Below are 14,219 nucleotides of genomic sequence, written 5' to 3'. Positions count from 1 at the left end.
TGTCCTTCGGCTGAAACGCGATTTCGGCTCGACTACCCGATTACGGGAGAAACCGCCAGATGAAAGCAGACGACCCGTGGTGGCGACTTGAACGGCACGAGGCGCGCCGGCCCCTGCTGCTGGCGCGCAACCGGATCCGCTCCGGCCTGCGTCGCTGGTTCGAGGATCGCGATTTCCTCGAGGCCGATCCGCCGGGACTTCAGGTGTCACCGGGCAACGAGGCGCATCTGCATGCCTTTGCCACCATGCTCGACCGGGAGGATGGCACGTCTGTGCCGCGTTATCTGCACACGTCGCCGGAATTTGCGCTGAAAAAGCTGTTGGCCGCAGGAGAACGGCGGCTGTTCAGCATGGGCCATGTCTGGCGCAACCGGGAAGGCGGGCCGCTTCACAGCGCGGAATTCACGATGCTTGAATGGTATCGCGCGAGCGAGGGTTACGAGGTGCTGATGCAGGATTGCGCAGACCTCGTGTCGCTGGCCGCGCGGGCGGCGGGCGCGAAGGTGCTTCGGTGGCGTACATCGGAATGCGATCCATTCGCGCCGCCCGAACGGATCGATCTGGCCGAGGCCGTGGCGCGCCATGCCGGCATCGACCTGATGGCCACGATCCGACCCGACGGCACGACCGATGCCGATGCCCTGCGCGGGGCGATGCGGCAGGCCGGCCTTTCTGTGGCGGCCGATGACAGCTGGTCGGACATGCTGTCACGCATCCTCGTGGCGAAGGTCGAGCCGCATCTGGGCCACGGGCGCATGACGATCCTCGACCGCTATCCGCTGGCCGAGGCGGCACTTGCCCGGCCCGCGCCGGACGATCCTCGCCTTGCCGAACGGTTCGAGCTGTATGCCTGCGGGGTGGAACTGGCCAACGGGTTCGGTGAACTGACCGATCCGCACATTCAGCGCGCCCGCTTCGAGGCGGAGATGGAGGAAAAGCATCGCGTCTATGGCGAACGCTATCCTCTGGACGAGGCGTTCCTGGATGCGCTCATCGACATGCCCGAGGCTTCGGGCATCGCGCTGGGCTTTGACCGGCTGGTCCTGCTGGCGACTGGTGCGCCGCGGATCGACATGGTGCAATGGGCGCCGGGGGACTGAGCCCGGCTCAGCTTCCCACGATGTCCTGCATCACGGTCAGGAATTGCCGCACCTCGGCCAGCGAATTGTAGTGGCACATCGACACCCGGATGCAGCTGTCGAAGCCAAGCGGATCGAGGATATTGCCGGAATAATGATCGGCCTTGCGCAGATGCGTGCGGATGCCGGCCGCGTTCAGCCGCTCGACGATATCGACTGAGGGCGTCCCGTCATGGACAAATCCGACCAGCCCCCGGCGCGCGGGATTGTCGGCCCCGCCGATGATCGTGACGCCGGGCAATTGCGCGAGGCCCGGCAGGTTGCCGGTTCCGTGGATCATGGCATCTGTCAGCGCGGTCTCATGAGCGTGGATCGCCTCGCTCGCCGCCCGGAACTTGGCCGGCCGGTCGGGTCCTCCCCCCAGCGCGCCGCCCAGCCAGTCCATGTAGTCGACGACGTCGATCATCGTGGCATAGGCGCCGGTATCGCGCGTCCCCATCTCCCAATTGTCCTCGGGCCCGCCGTCAAGCGCATTGTGGGGCAGCGCGGTGAGCCTGTCCGAGATCCATGCCAGCCCGAACCCGTGGCGCGAGAAGGCCTTGTAGGGCGAGATCACGTAGCCATCGACATCATAGGATGTGAGGTCGATCCCGCCGTGGGCGGCGTTCTGGATGCCATCGACGATGATGACGCAGTCGGGCGCGACCTTGCGAATCGCTGCCGCACAGGCGGCCACATCGACGCCCATGCCCGTCACGGGCGAGGCATGGAGGATCGTGGCGACCACTGTGTCGGGGGTGACGGCCGCGGCATAAGCCTCTGCGGTGACGGTGCCGGTGGCGTCATCGTGGGGGATCAGCACATGGCTCTGACGGGCGATCCGCGACCAGCGGGCGCAGGCCGACCGCGTGGCCGGATGCTCGAGCGTCGATCCCAGAACGACGCCGCCTTCGGCTGTGCCAAGACAGGCATTCATGATGAGCCGGAACAGAAGCTCCGTCCCCGATTCGCCGACGAAGAACTGTCCGCCGGGTGCATTCATGAACTCTGCCAGATCGGCGCGGGCCCGCGCGATCGTATCGACAAGCGCAAGGCTGCCCGGGTTCGCGCGGCCCTGATTGTCGGGGATCGCCGCATAACGGGCCGAGGTCTCGACCGCGGTTTTCAGCGTCAGAGCACCGCCCGCATTCTCGAAAAAGATCCGTGGTCCCTGAACCGGGCAATGATCGACATGGGCAAACCTGTCGCGGACGTCGTCCAGCAGAGTATCGTCGAGCATTCTTCGCCCCGGCCTTGTTGCGTTCGGGGCAAAACTGCGCCGGGGCTCGCCCGGGTGCAACCGCTATTTCGGCGCAGCTTCAGACAGCGGCGGAATGCGCGGCCTCGGGCGTGATGGTCTGATCTAGGGCACCGGCAATGACCCGGCTCAGCGCGATGTATTCGGCCGAAAGCCTCAGGACACCGTCCTCGAGGACCGTCACGTCGGGATAGGCCGCGTGCAGGCTTGCGATGGAGTTCGAAATCTCTGCGGCCATGTCGCGGTGATTGGTGATCAGGCGCGCCTCCGTCAGGGTGCCGTCACAGAGCAATTCCTCGATCATGTCGCCGATCAACTCGTCCTTCGGCGACAGGACATATCCCTTGTGACCGGCCAGACCGTCGGCCGCCACGCGTTCGGCATAGGCCGATGTCGAGACGGCATTCTGGACATAGCCTTGCGGATAGCGCGAGATCGCAGAAGCACCCATGCCGATCAGAGTGTCGGCCGGATCGTCGGTATATCCCTGGAAATTCCGGCGCATCTGACCGGTATCGGCCGCCAGCGACAGGCTGTCAGTGGGCAGGACGAAATGGTCGATGCCGAGGGGGCGATATCCTGCGCCGACCAGCACGTCGCGTGCGAATGTCGACAGGTCATACCGTTCCTCCGTCGACGGCAGCGCCGCATCGGGGATCATGATCTGGCGCTTCGACATCCACGGGACGTGGGCATAGCCATAAAGCGCAAGCCTGTCGGGGGCGAGGTCGAGAACCTGCTCGAGCGTGGCGCCAAGCGTTGACTTGTTCTGGTAGGGCAGGCCGTAAAGCAGATCGAGGTTGAGGCTCTTGACCCCGTCATCGCGCAACCTGCGCACGACCCGCTGCGTTTCCTGGAAGGTCTGCAGCCGGCCGATCGCCTCCTGCACCTTCTGTTCGAAATCCTGAACGCCGATGCTGGCGCGGTTCATGCCGAATTCGGCCAACACGTCGATCAGTTCGGGCGCGGCCTCGGTGGGATCGATCTCGACCGAGAATTCGAATCCCGGTGCCGTCGAGAAGGCCTCGAACACCTCTGTCAGGAGCCGTGTCATCGTCTCGGGCGACAGCAGCGTGGGCGTTCCGCCGCCCAGATGGAGCCGCGCCATATCGACGCGCCCCGGCAGCCGAGAACGGACCTCGCGCAGTTCGGACAGCAGGCTTTCGATATAGACATCGACCGGCCGCAGCGTGCTGGTGCCCTGCGTTCGGCAGGCGCAGAACCAGCAAAGCCTTCTGCAAAAGGGGATATGGAAGTATAGCGACACCGCCGCACCTTCGGGCACGGCTGCAAGCCAGTTGGCTTGGTTGCGATGCCCCAGATCGGCCTGGAAGTGATTGGCCGGAGGATAGCTCGTGTATCGCGGCACTTTCGCCGAGAACAGGCCATATTTTTCAAGGAGGAGGTGTTTTGTCATGTCAACTTATGTATACTGATACCAGTGTGCGAACATTGATACAGATCAACCGATGAACCTGATGCTGAATGAGCGCATCAAGTGCAGCGAATGCCCGATACGTCACAGGGCTGTATGCTCAAGATGCGATGATGAAGAAATTACGCTTCTCGAATCGATGAAGATGTACCGTAGCTACAAGCCCGGGGAGACCATCCTCTGGCGTGGCGACGATCTTCAATTCGTGGCCTCCGTGGTCAAAGGAGTGGCGAGCCTGTCGAAGACCCTCGAGGACGGCAGAACCCAGATGGTGGGTCTTCTCCTGCCGTCTGATTTTATTGGCCGTCCGGGCCGAGAGACGGTCGAATTCGATATTACCGCGATTACAGATGTCACGCTTTGCTGTTTCCGGCGCAAACCCTTCGAAGAGATGATCCAGACCACCCCGCATATCGCCCAGCGGCTGATGGAAATCGCGCTGGACGAGTTGGATGCGGCGCGCGACTGGATGCTTCTTCTGGGGCGCAAGACGGCCCGGGAAAAGATCGCGACCTTCCTCGAGATGCTGGTGCGCCGGACGAATGTGCATGGAATCGATGCCAATTCATCGGACCTGACACTTCCGCTGACCCGCGACGAGATCGCCAATTATCTGGGCCTCACGCTTGAGACGGTGAGCCGACAGCTCAACGCGCTCAAGAACGAGGGAATGATTCGATTCGTCGATCGGCGCCACTTCGAGGTGGTCGATCTGCTGGCCCTGCACGAAGCGACCGGAGATGACGCCGACGGCGGGCTTCCGGTTTGACTTGAATCAAGGCGGCTGTCGCGCCGTCATCGCATGTTCGCCTCGACATCAAAGGAGGCGAACATGTCCCACACCCCCCACGAACTGCACGAAGAGTTTCCGGACAAGGCTGACCGGATCTCCGAGCTGAAGGCGTCTGACGCCCATTTCTCGCGGCTTGCCGATGATTATCACGAGATCAACCGTGCCATTCATCGGGCCGAGACGGATGTCGAGCCGACCGATGATCTCCACATGGCTGAAATGCGCAAGAAGCGTCTGCATCTGAAGGATCAGATTGCGGGCATGCTGGCGGCATAGATCATGTTCAGGAAAATCGTTGTGGGCGTCGACGGGTCTGACCCGTCGGTGCATGCGGTCAAGCAGGCCGCCGAGCTGGCCCGGATGTGCGGTGCTGAACTGCACCTCATCAATGTCCCGGCCTATGAAACGACGGCGCTCGTCACATCGGGCATCGGCGGCTATGTGCCGTTGACGCCTCTGCCCCAGGAAGAGGGCCTCATGGAGGCCGGCAAGCAGGTCGTCGACCAGGCTGCCAAGGCTGCCGGCATGCCGGCAGAGGTCTATGTCCGGCAAGGCGATGCCGCCGCGCGGGTGATCGAACTGGCCGAAGAGATCGACGCCGATCTGATCGTGACAGGGCGGCGCGGGCTGGGGGGGCTGGCAAGCCTCGTCCTGGGCAGCACCTCGCAGCGCATCATTCATGGCGCGCATTGCGCCTGTCTGTCGATCGTCTGAACGGACTTGATGCAGATCAAGGCGATGGCAGGACCGGAACCGTAATTCGATCCTGCCAGCAGGCGCCACAGAGCGCTGGGAACAATCAAAGGTTGTCTTATGGACTATTTCAAACTCGTTGCGTTGGCGCTGGTGATGCTAGTGTCGGCGATCGCAGCGGACTGGGGGCACGACATTGCCTACCGGGTACACGCACTCATCATTCTGGCCGTCGCGGCCGGCATGTTCATCTGGACGCTGCGGCGCACTGACGAACCTGTCGGGGCGGCGGTAACCGATACCGGGTACATGGACGATGTCGTCCGGGCCGGGGTTATCGCAACGGCCTTCTGGGGCGTGGTCGGGTTCCTTGCAGGGACCTTCATTGCGTTTCAGCTGGCGTTTCCAGCGCTTAATTTCGATTGGGGACAACCCTTTACCAACTTCGGGCGCCTGCGTCCCCTGCACACATCGGCGGTGATCTTCGCCTTCGGCGGCAACGCGCTGATCGCGACATCGTTCTACATCGTGCAGCGGACGTCCGGCGTGCGGCTGTTTGGCGGCAAGGCCGCCTGGTTCGTGTTCTGGGGGTATCAGCTGTTCATCGTGCTGGCGGCGACCGGATATCTTCTGGGGGCCACACAGTCGAAGGAATATGCCGAGCCCGAATGGTATGTCGACATCTGGCTGACGCTGGTCTGGGTCGTCTATCTCATCGTCTTCATGGGCACGATCTTCACCCGTAAAGAAAAGCATATCTACGTCGCCAACTGGTTCCTGCTGAGTTTCATCGTCACCGTGGCGATGCTTCACATCGTCAACAACCTGTCGATCCCGGTCTCGATCTGGGGGTCCAAATCGGTTCAGGTCTTTGCCGGCGTTCAGGATGCCATGACGCAATGGTGGTATGGCCACAACGCCGTGGGCTTCTTCCTGACGGCGGGCTTCCTCGGCATGATGTACTATTTCGTGCCCAAGCAGGCCGGCCGCCCGGTCTACAGCTACAAGCTGTCGATCATCCACTTCTGGGCGCTGATCTTCCTGTATATCTGGGCCGGTCCGCACCACCTGCATTACACCGCGCTGCCCGACTGGGCCTCGACGCTGGGCATGGTGTTTTCGATCGTGCTCTGGATGCCCTCGTGGGGTGGCATGATCAACGGTCTGATGACGCTTCAGGGCGCGTGGGACAAGCTGCGCACCGACCCGATCATGCGGATGTTCGTGATCTCGCTCGGCTTCTACGGCATGTCGACCTTCGAAGGTCCGATGATGTCGATCCGCGCGGTCAACTCGCTCTCGCACTACACCGACTGGACGATCGGGCACGTGCATTCCGGCGCGCTTGGCTGGAACGGCATGATCACCTTCGGGGCGCTCTACTTCCTGACGCCGCGGCTTTGGGGACGTGACAAGATGTACTCCATGCCCGCCATCAACTGGCACTTCTGGCTCGCGACGATCGGCATCGTTCTCTACGCCGCCTCGATGTGGGTCACCGGGATCATGGAAGGCCTGATGTGGCGCGAAGTCGATGACCAGGGTTTCCTCGTCAACAGCTTTGCCGACACCGTCAGCGCGAAGTTCCCGATGTATGTGGTCCGTGGTCTGGGCGGGGTGATGTATCTCACCGGTGCGCTGATCATGGTCTGGAACATGTGGATGACGATCCGGGGGGCCAAGCCCGCCGTGACGCCCGTCCCCAGTGCAACGCCGGCCGAGTGAGGAGACTGACGAATGGCTGTTATTGACAAGCACAAGGCTCTCGAAAGAAGCCCGACGCTCCTCTTCATCTTCTCGTTCCTTGTCGTGACGATCGGCGGCATCGTGGAAATCGCGCCCCTGTTCTGGCTCGAGAACACGATCGAAGAGGTGGACGGGGTGCGCCCCTACACCCCGCTCGAGCTGACAGGCCGGGATATCTACGTCCGGGAGGGCTGTTATGTCTGCCACTCCCAGATGATCCGGCCGATGCGCGACGAGGTGGAACGCTATGGCCACTACAGCCTCGCCGCCGAGAGCATGTATGACCACCCCTTCCAATGGGGATCGAAGCGGACGGGGCCCGACCTCGCCCGGGTCGGTGGTCGCTACTCGGATGCGTGGCACGTGGATCACCTGACCGATCCGCAGTCGGTGGTGCCGGAATCGATCATGCCGAAATATGGGTTCCTTCTGGACCGCACGATCGAGCCCGAACATATCGAGGATCTTCTCTCGACCCATCGGTTCGTCGGCGTTCCCTATACCGACGAGATGATCGAGCAGGCCTCTGCCGATTTCTACGCCCAGGCCGATCCCTTCGGCGACATCGACGGGCTGGAAGAGCGCTACGGCAACGTGACGATCAGCAATTTCGACGGGCAGGACGCCCTGACCGAGATGGATGCGCTGATCGCCTATCTTCAGGTGCTGGGCACGATGGTCGATTTCTCGACCTTCACGCCGGTCCCGAGCCGCTAGGAGGATATGATGGATACCTATTCCCTCCTGCGCCAATTGGCGGACAGCTGGGTTCTTCTGTTCTTGTTCTCGTTCTTCCTGGGAACCGTCGTCTGGGCCTTCTGGCCCGGGCTGACCCCGGAACGGCGCGATGCCAGCCAGATCCCGTTCCGCAACGAAACTGCCGCACAGAAAAGTGCGACCCGTGAGGAGAGCGATGATGAGTGACGCTCCGAAAGTTGACAAAGAGACCGGTGTCGAAACCACAGGTCATAGCTGGGACGGCATCGAAGAGTTGAACTCACCGCTTCCCCGGTGGTGGCTGTGGACCTTCTACCTCACCATCATCTGGGCCATCGGCTATACCATCGCCTATCCGGCATGGCCGATGGTCAGGGGTGCGACCGAGGGTGTTCTGGGCTGGTCGACCCGCGCCAATGTCGCGGCCGACATCGAGGAACACGAGGCGCTGAACGCCGATCTGGCCAATGCGCTGGTCGCGGCCGATCTGACCACGCTCGAGACCGGTTCCGATCTGCTGCGCTATGCCACATCGCGGGGGCAGGCGGTGTTCATCGCCAACTGCTCTCAGTGCCACGGCTCGGGTGCGGCGGGCGTTCAGGCGGCGGGTTATCCCAACCTTCTGGACGATGCCTGGCTCTGGGGCGGTGAGATCGACCAGATCGCCTATACGGTGCGCCACGGCATCCGCAACGAAACCGACCCGGATGCGCGCTGGTCCGAGATGCCGGCCTTTGCCGACATCTTCAGCCGCGAAGAGACCGAGGCCGTCGTGGAATACGTCTACAGCCTCACGTCCGACGATCACGACGCGGCTCTTGCGGAAACGGGCTCGACCCTGTTCCTCGACAATTGCGCGGCCTGCCACGGCGACAACGCGATGGGCAATCCCGATCTGGGCGCGCCCAACCTGAGTGATGCGATCTGGCTCTACGGCGGGGACCGCGACACTTTGACCGAGACGGTGATGAATTCCCGGTTCGGCGTCATGCCGGCTTGGGGACTTCGGATCAGCGAAGCCGATGTCCGTGCGGTATCCGCCTACGTCCACTCCCTGGGAGGAGGGGAGTAAGGCGGTCAGGTTCGTCGGCTCATTCCCGGCGAACCGGTGCCCCGGGGCGATACTGTTCGCACCTTTGATCGACCCCGGGGCCTTGACCCACCCGCCCGCGCTTCCCCTGGCGCGGGCGGATTTTTTCATGACGTCCGGGTCTGACCGGATCGGGCAAAACGCCGCAGCCCGGCACAGTTGATCCACATCAAGGAAAAATCCGGCCCATCCGCGCAGGTTCCGGGCCAGACAGTGCGAACAGATTCAGGTGATACCAAATGACAGGGACTCCCGACGCCCCTAAGCTGTATGCCGCCCGGGAACCGATTTTTCCGCGACGTGTCAAAGGCAAGTTCCGAACACTGAAGTGGTGGATCATGCTGGTGACGCTGGGCATCTACTACCTCACGCCCTGGATTCGCTGGGATCGAGGGCCGCAACTCCCCGATCAGGCGGTCCTGATCGACCTTGCGAACCGGCGGTTCTATTTCTTCTGGATCGAGATCTGGCCGCATGAATTCTATTTCGTGGCGGGCCTGCTGATCATGGCGGGGCTGGGGCTGTTCCTGTTCACTGCGGCGCTGGGCCGTGTCTGGTGCGGCTATACCTGCCCGCAGACGGTCTGGACCGATCTCTTCATTCTTGTCGAACGCTGGATCGAGGGCGACCGCAACGCGCGGGTGCGCCTGCATCACGCCAAGTGGGACGCCCGCAAATGGAGCCTGCGTCTGACGAAATGGATCGTCTGGCTGCTGATTGCCGTGGCGACCGGCGGGGCGTGGGTATTCTATTTCACCGATGCGCCGGCGCTGGCGATGGACCTTGTCCAGTTCAGCGCCCCGCCCGTGGCCTATGTCACGATCGGGATCCTGACGGCCACGACCTTTATCTTCGGCGGTTTCATGCGCGAGCAGGTCTGCATCTACATGTGCCCCTGGCCCCGCATCCAGGCCGCGATGATGGATTCCGACACGATCACCGTGGCCTATCGCGACTGGCGCGGCGAGCCGCGTGCCAAGGGCCGCAAACGCCGTGACATGGCCGAGGAAGCGGAGCGGATCGCTGCCGAAGAGGCCGCACGGGGCCGTGGGGCGGCCGTCTACCGGGCGACCCCCTATCCGGGCCAGCGCACCGTGGAAGAGGCACCGAAGACGCCGACGCTTGCCGAAGCCGCCGGGCCCGGCGATTGCATCGATTGCATGGCCTGCGTGAACGTCTGCCCGATGGGGATCGACATCCGCGACGGGCAGCAGATGGAATGCATCACCTGTGCCCTGTGCATCGATGCGTGCGACGAGGTGATGGAAAAGGTCGGCAAGCCGCGCGGCCTGATCGACTACCTCGCGCTGTCGGACGAGCCGCGCGAACGCGCGGGCGAACCGCCGCGTCCGATCTGGCAGCACGTCTTCCGCCTGCGCACCCTGATCTATACCGCGATCTGGTCGGCGGTGGGGATCGGGCTCCTTTATGCGCTGTTCATCCGCACGGATATCGAGCTGACCGTCGCGCCGGTGCGCAATCCCACCTACGTGACGCAGTCCGACGGTTCGATCCGCAACATCTATGACATCCGTCTGCGCAACAAGGCGGGCAGTGATCGACAATTCCGCATGTCGCTGACCTCGGACGAGATCCTCCGGATCGAGCTTGAGGGTGAACAGACCCGCGTGGTCACGGTGCCGGCCAACAGCACCTACCTGCAGCGTGTCTATGTCACGGCACGCGATCAGGATCCGGCATCGGACGCCGACGTGACGGATCTGCGGTTCTGGGTCGAGGACCTCGAAAGCGGCGAACGGGCCAGCAAGGCCTCCACATTCAACGGGACGGGTGAAAGCGATGACTGAGATCAAGGGATGGCATGTTCTGACGGGATTCATTCTGGCTTTCGGTGTCATTGTCACCGTCAACCTGACACTGGCCTTCAACGCGGTCCGGACCTTTCCGGGGCTCGAGGTCAAGAATTCCTACGTCGCCAGTCAGGTCTTTGACGAAAACCGCGATGCCCAGCTGGCCCTGGGCTGGGATGTCTCGGCCGATGTGACGGATGGCCTTCTACGGCTCGAGATCCTTGAGGATGGTTCGGCGATCACGCCCGAAATCGTCGAGGCGACCTTTGGCCGGGCCACCAGCGTGATGCAGGATCAGGTTCCCGAGTTTACGGACCGTGGCTCTGCATGGGTCGCCCCGGTGGAGGCGGGTCCGGGCAACTGGAACCTGCGGATCAAGATGCTGGCCGATGACGGCACGCTCTTCCAGCAGCGTATCGTAGTGAGGGTGCACAGGTGACAACCGCTGTCTGCCCCGCCTGTTCCACCTCGTCTCTGGCGGTCAGCCAGGCCGAGGATGCGCAGGCCAACGTCTTTCTGTCATTGCCCGAGATCCATTGCGCTGGCTGCATCGGCAAGGTCGAACGCGCGCTGAACGGGTTGGACGGTGTGCGCAACGCACGGGTCAACCTGTCGCTCAAGCGGGTGGCGATCGCGACCGATCTGCCTGTCGCCACCCTTGTCGAGACGCTGGAGAAGGCGGGCTACGAAGCCCATCCCCTCGATTCCAAGCTGCTGGACACCGGTGCCGATCCGCAGGGGCGGGCCCTGCTGTTCCGGCTGGGCCTGTCGGGCTTTGCCATGATGAATGTCATGCTGCTGTCGGTTTCGGTCTGGTCCGGCGCCGAGGCGGTCACCCGCGACATGTTCCACCTGATTTCGGCCGCGATCGCGCTACCGGTGGTTCTGATCGCGGGGCAGCCGTTCTTTCACAACGCATGGTCCGCGCTGAAGGTCCGGACGCTCAACATGGATGTGCCGATCTCGCTTGCGATCCTGCTGGCGGCGGGTATGTCTCTGTTCGAGACGCTCAACGGTGGCGAACACGCCTATTTCGACGCGGCGCTGTCGCTGACATTCTTCCTGCTGATCGGACGATATCTCGATCATCGCAGCAGGTCTGCCGCGCGCTCGGCGGCCAGTGAATTGTCGGCGCTCGAGGTGCGGACAGCGACCCGGATGCGCGGCGAGGCGACCGAAATCGTCGACGTGACCGACCTCGCCATCGGGGACGAGGTGCTGATCCCCACCGGCGTGCGCGTTCCCGCCGATGGCGAATTGCTCAGCGGGCAGGCCCGGACCGACCGGTCCTTCCTGACCGGCGAGAGCGATGCCGTCCATCTGCAGCGCGGCGAGGCGGTTCAGGCCGGCGAGGTGAACCTCGGTCAGCCCTTCCGCATCCGTGCGACCGCTGTGGGCGAGGATACGACGCTGCGCCGGGTCGCGGCTTTGGTCGAGACGGCCGAAGGCGCGCGCAACCGCTATACCGCGCTGGCTGACAGGGCCGCGCGCGTCTATGCGCCGACCGTTCATCTTCTGGCCCTGGCGGCGTTCGTCGCATGGCTGGCGGCCACCGGCGACGTCCGTCACGCGATCAACATCGCCATCGCGGTTCTGATCATCACCTGCCCCTGCGCGCTGGGTCTTGCGGTGCCCGCCGTGTCGACCGCCGCGATCGGCAAGCTCTACGATCTGGGTTTCCTCGTGAAATCTGGCACCGCGCTCGAACGACTGGCCGAGGTGGATACGGTCGTGTTCGACAAGACAGGCACGCTGACGCTGCCCGGGTTCGACCTGACGGTTTCGGACCTCGATCCCGATCAACGCGCCGTCGCGCGCGCGCTTGCGCAATCTTCCAGCCATCCCGCCTCCCGCGCGTTGACCGAGGCATTGAGCGGGGTCGCTCCCGCCACCGTCACCGATATCGAGGAGGTGTCCGGCCACGGCGTCGTGGGCCGCTGGAACGGCAAGACGGTGCGCCTTGGCCACGGGACGTGGCTTGGCGCGTCGTTCCGGGGCCTCGGCCTCGGGATAGGCGATGCCGCGACCGAGATCGTCCAGTCCGAAAAACTCCGCCCCGGGGCGCCCGAGGCGATCGGAGAACTGAAGGCGATGGGATACGACGTCATCCTGATGTCGGGCGACCGCACCGCCGCCGTCGAGGAAGTCGCGGCCCGGCTGTCGATCCCCGATCTTCACGCCGGCGTCAGTGCCGAGGAAAAACACGCCATCCTCGGCCGTCTGGCGGAGGCGGGCCACAAGGTCGCCATGGTCGGCGACGGGCTGAACGACGCGGCCTCGCTGGCCGCGGCCCATGCCTCGATCGCACCCTCCAGCGCGCTTGATGCAACCCGAAACGCGGCCGATATCGTCGTGCTGCGCGAGACCTTCGCCGACATCCCCAAGACCTTCCGCACCGCGCGGGCCGCGACCCATCTGTCGCGGCAGAATTTCGGCATCGCCACGGTCTATAACATGATCGCCGTTCCGGTCGCGCTCGCGGGCTTTGCCACGCCACTCATCGCGGCCTTGTCGATGTCGTCCTCATCGATCACGGTGCTTCTCAATGCGCTCCGCGTGAGGTGGGTCAAATGAATGTCCTCGTCTTCCTGATCCCGGTGTCCCTGATCCTTGGCGGGATCGGGGCCGCGGCCTTTATCTGGACGCTCAAGACGGACCAATATGACGACCCGGCCGGCGATGCCGCGCGGATCCTTCTGGATGAGGATGGCCCCGACGCGGGTCCGATCGAGGACAGCAAGGAAAACTGAGCCGCTACCGCGCGCCCCAGCCGCCATCGACGGCCATCACCGCGCCATGGATCGCCGAGGCCGCATCGCTTGCGAGGAAGACCACCGGCGCCGCGATCTCTTCGGGTCTCAGCCAGCGGCCCAGCGGCACGCGCGCCATTAGTTGGGCCTCCCGCTCGGGATCTGACCGCAGGGCGGCCGTGTTGTCGGTGGTGACGTAGCCCGGTGCGATGGCGTTCACGTTGACGCCCCGGCTGGCCCATTCATTCGCGAAGGACCGGGTGAGGTTGGCGATCGCGGCCTTCGATGCCGCATAGCCCGGCACCGTCACGCCGCCTTCGAAGCTCAGGACGGACGCCACGTTGATCACCTTGCCATGGCCGCGTTCCAGCATCTTTGCGCCAAGCGCACGGGTCAGCAGGAACGGCGCGTCGAGGTTCACGGCCATCACCGCGTCCCAATCCTCGGTCGTGTGCTCTGCAATGGGCGCGCGGCGGATGATGCCGGCATTATTGACGAGGATGTCGATCTCGCGACCGTCCAGACGTGCCAGAAGCGCTTCGATGGCGGCCCTGTCGGACAGGTCGCAATCGATGGGTTCGATCCCCTCGGGCGGGGCCTTTGAGATCGAGGTCCCGATACCGATCACCTCCGCGCCCGCGTCCCTCAGGGCGGTCGCAATGGCCGCGCCAATCCCCCGGCTCGCACCGGTCACGAGTGCCGTCCTGCCGCTCAAGTCCGTCATGATCGCTGCCCCTCTGCCTGTTGCGCTGAACTCAAATCATGAGCTGCCGCGGGTCGGCAATCACCGTTGCATAATGTTTGCAGA

15 protein-coding genes are annotated in these 14,219 nt (G+C 63.6%); 12 read left to right on the top strand and 3 right to left on the bottom strand.

The features are described 5' to 3' along the window. The first annotated feature begins 59 nt into the window (after positions 1 to 59). Positions 60 to 1,100, top strand: a complete 1,041-nt coding sequence (gene epmA, locus EP376_RS06495) for an EF-P lysine aminoacylase EpmA (protein WP_127654768.1) — start codon at positions 60 to 62, stop codon at positions 1,098 to 1,100. A 7-nt stretch (positions 1,101 to 1,107) separates the two neighbouring features. Here the strand turns inward: epmA and EP376_RS06490 are convergent, their stop codons facing one another. Beyond that, complete coding sequence (locus EP376_RS06490; protein ID WP_127654767.1) at positions 1,108 to 2,358, bottom strand: aminotransferase class V-fold PLP-dependent enzyme; 1,251 nt, start codon at positions 2,356 to 2,358, stop codon at positions 1,108 to 1,110. A 79-nt stretch (positions 2,359 to 2,437) separates the two neighbouring features. Continuing rightward, positions 2,438 to 3,793, bottom strand: a complete 1,356-nt coding sequence (gene hemN, locus EP376_RS06485) for an oxygen-independent coproporphyrinogen III oxidase (protein ID WP_127654766.1) — start codon at positions 3,791 to 3,793, stop codon at positions 2,438 to 2,440. A 52-nt stretch (positions 3,794 to 3,845) separates the two neighbouring features. Here hemN and fnrL point away from each other — a divergent pair, with 52 nt between their 5' ends. The 11 genes from fnrL to ccoS all read left to right on the top strand — a co-directional run bounded on the left by fnrL (position 3,846) and on the right by ccoS (position 13,411). Further along, complete coding sequence (gene fnrL / locus EP376_RS06480; RefSeq protein ID WP_127654765.1) at positions 3,846 to 4,580, top strand: transcriptional regulator FnrL; 735 nt, start codon at positions 3,846 to 3,848, stop codon at positions 4,578 to 4,580. 63 nt (positions 4,581 to 4,643) lie between these two features. Next, positions 4,644 to 4,880 (top strand): HP1242/YdcH family protein, encoded by a 237-nt coding sequence (locus EP376_RS06475; protein ID WP_127654764.1) that lies wholly within the window; start codon positions 4,644 to 4,646, stop codon positions 4,878 to 4,880. A 3-nt stretch (positions 4,881 to 4,883) separates the two neighbouring features. Beyond that, positions 4,884 to 5,318, top strand: a complete 435-nt coding sequence (locus EP376_RS06470; RefSeq protein WP_127654763.1) for a universal stress protein — start codon at positions 4,884 to 4,886, stop codon at positions 5,316 to 5,318. A gap of 99 nt (positions 5,319 to 5,417) precedes the next feature. Next, on the top strand, positions 5,418 to 7,022 hold the full coding sequence (ccoN, locus tag EP376_RS06465) for a cytochrome-c oxidase, cbb3-type subunit I (protein ID WP_127654762.1): 1,605 nt from the start codon (positions 5,418 to 5,420) through the stop codon (positions 7,020 to 7,022). A gap of 12 nt (positions 7,023 to 7,034) precedes the next feature. Beyond that, a complete protein-coding gene (gene ccoO, locus EP376_RS06460) occupies positions 7,035 to 7,760 on the top strand; it encodes a cytochrome-c oxidase, cbb3-type subunit II (RefSeq protein WP_127654761.1) in 726 nt (241 codons plus the stop codon). Positions 7,761 to 7,769: 9 nt separating this feature from the next. After that, positions 7,770 to 7,967 carry a cbb3-type cytochrome c oxidase subunit 3 gene (locus tag EP376_RS06455; RefSeq protein ID WP_127654760.1) on the top strand — a complete coding sequence of 66 codons (198 nt, stop codon included), beginning with the start codon at positions 7,770 to 7,772 and terminating at the stop codon, positions 7,965 to 7,967. Then, the gene (gene ccoP / locus EP376_RS06450) at positions 7,960 to 8,832 is read left to right on the top strand and encodes a cytochrome-c oxidase, cbb3-type subunit III (RefSeq protein WP_127654759.1); all 873 of its coding nucleotides are present in this window, start codon (positions 7,960 to 7,962) and stop codon (positions 8,830 to 8,832) included. Before EP376_RS06455 ends, ccoP begins: the two co-directional genes overlap by 8 nt. A gap of 257 nt (positions 8,833 to 9,089) precedes the next feature. Then, positions 9,090 to 10,658: a cytochrome c oxidase accessory protein CcoG gene (gene ccoG, locus EP376_RS06445; RefSeq protein WP_127654758.1), complete on the top strand. Its 1,569-nt coding sequence runs from the start codon at positions 9,090 to 9,092 to the stop codon at positions 10,656 to 10,658. Then, positions 10,651 to 11,100, top strand: a complete 450-nt coding sequence (locus EP376_RS06440) for a FixH family protein (RefSeq protein WP_203330968.1) — start codon at positions 10,651 to 10,653, stop codon at positions 11,098 to 11,100. The genes ccoG and EP376_RS06440 overlap by 8 nt, the downstream gene beginning before the upstream one ends. Further along, positions 11,097 to 13,235 (top strand): heavy metal translocating P-type ATPase, encoded by a 2,139-nt coding sequence (locus EP376_RS06435; protein WP_127654756.1) that lies wholly within the window; start codon positions 11,097 to 11,099, stop codon positions 13,233 to 13,235. Before EP376_RS06440 ends, EP376_RS06435 begins: the two co-directional genes overlap by 4 nt. Then, positions 13,232 to 13,411 (top strand): cbb3-type cytochrome oxidase assembly protein CcoS, encoded by a 180-nt coding sequence (gene ccoS, locus EP376_RS06430; RefSeq protein WP_127654755.1) that lies wholly within the window; start codon positions 13,232 to 13,234, stop codon positions 13,409 to 13,411. Before EP376_RS06435 ends, ccoS begins: the two co-directional genes overlap by 4 nt. A 4-nt stretch (positions 13,412 to 13,415) precedes the next feature. Here the strand turns inward: ccoS and EP376_RS06425 are convergent, their stop codons facing one another. Beyond that, positions 13,416 to 14,135 (bottom strand): SDR family oxidoreductase, encoded by a 720-nt coding sequence (locus EP376_RS06425; RefSeq protein ID WP_127654754.1) that lies wholly within the window; start codon positions 14,133 to 14,135, stop codon positions 13,416 to 13,418. Positions 14,136 to 14,219 lie beyond the last annotated feature (84 nt).

The sequence above is a fragment of the Alexandriicola marinus genome (assembly GCF_004000435.1).
Lineage (GTDB): Bacteria > Pseudomonadota > Alphaproteobacteria > Rhodobacterales > Rhodobacteraceae > Alexandriicola > Alexandriicola marinus.
This window is presented reverse-complemented; position numbering and strand designations above follow the sequence as displayed.

Coding starts and splice junctions, on each gene's coding strand:
- epmA (WP_127654768.1), top strand. CDS start 60: ATGAAAGCAGACGACCCGTGGTGGCGACTTGAACGGCACGAGGCGCGC.
- EP376_RS06490 (WP_127654767.1), bottom strand. CDS start 2,358: ATGCTCGACGATACTCTGCTGGACGACGTCCGCGACAGGTTTGCCCAT.
- hemN (WP_127654766.1), bottom strand. CDS start 3,793: ATGACAAAACACCTCCTCCTTGAAAAATATGGCCTGTTCTCGGCGAAA.
- fnrL (WP_127654765.1), top strand. CDS start 3,846: ATGAACCTGATGCTGAATGAGCGCATCAAGTGCAGCGAATGCCCGATA.
- EP376_RS06475 (WP_127654764.1), top strand. CDS start 4,644: ATGTCCCACACCCCCCACGAACTGCACGAAGAGTTTCCGGACAAGGCT.
- EP376_RS06470 (WP_127654763.1), top strand. CDS start 4,884: ATGTTCAGGAAAATCGTTGTGGGCGTCGACGGGTCTGACCCGTCGGTG.
- ccoN (WP_127654762.1), top strand. CDS start 5,418: ATGGACTATTTCAAACTCGTTGCGTTGGCGCTGGTGATGCTAGTGTCG.
- ccoO (WP_127654761.1), top strand. CDS start 7,035: ATGGCTGTTATTGACAAGCACAAGGCTCTCGAAAGAAGCCCGACGCTC.
- EP376_RS06455 (WP_127654760.1), top strand. CDS start 7,770: ATGGATACCTATTCCCTCCTGCGCCAATTGGCGGACAGCTGGGTTCTT.
- ccoP (WP_127654759.1), top strand. CDS start 7,960: ATGAGTGACGCTCCGAAAGTTGACAAAGAGACCGGTGTCGAAACCACA.
- ccoG (WP_127654758.1), top strand. CDS start 9,090: ATGACAGGGACTCCCGACGCCCCTAAGCTGTATGCCGCCCGGGAACCG.
- EP376_RS06440 (WP_203330968.1), top strand. CDS start 10,651: ATGACTGAGATCAAGGGATGGCATGTTCTGACGGGATTCATTCTGGCT.
- ccoS (WP_127654755.1), top strand. CDS start 13,232: ATGAATGTCCTCGTCTTCCTGATCCCGGTGTCCCTGATCCTTGGCGGG.
- EP376_RS06425 (WP_127654754.1), bottom strand. CDS start 14,135: ATGACGGACTTGAGCGGCAGGACGGCACTCGTGACCGGTGCGAGCCGG.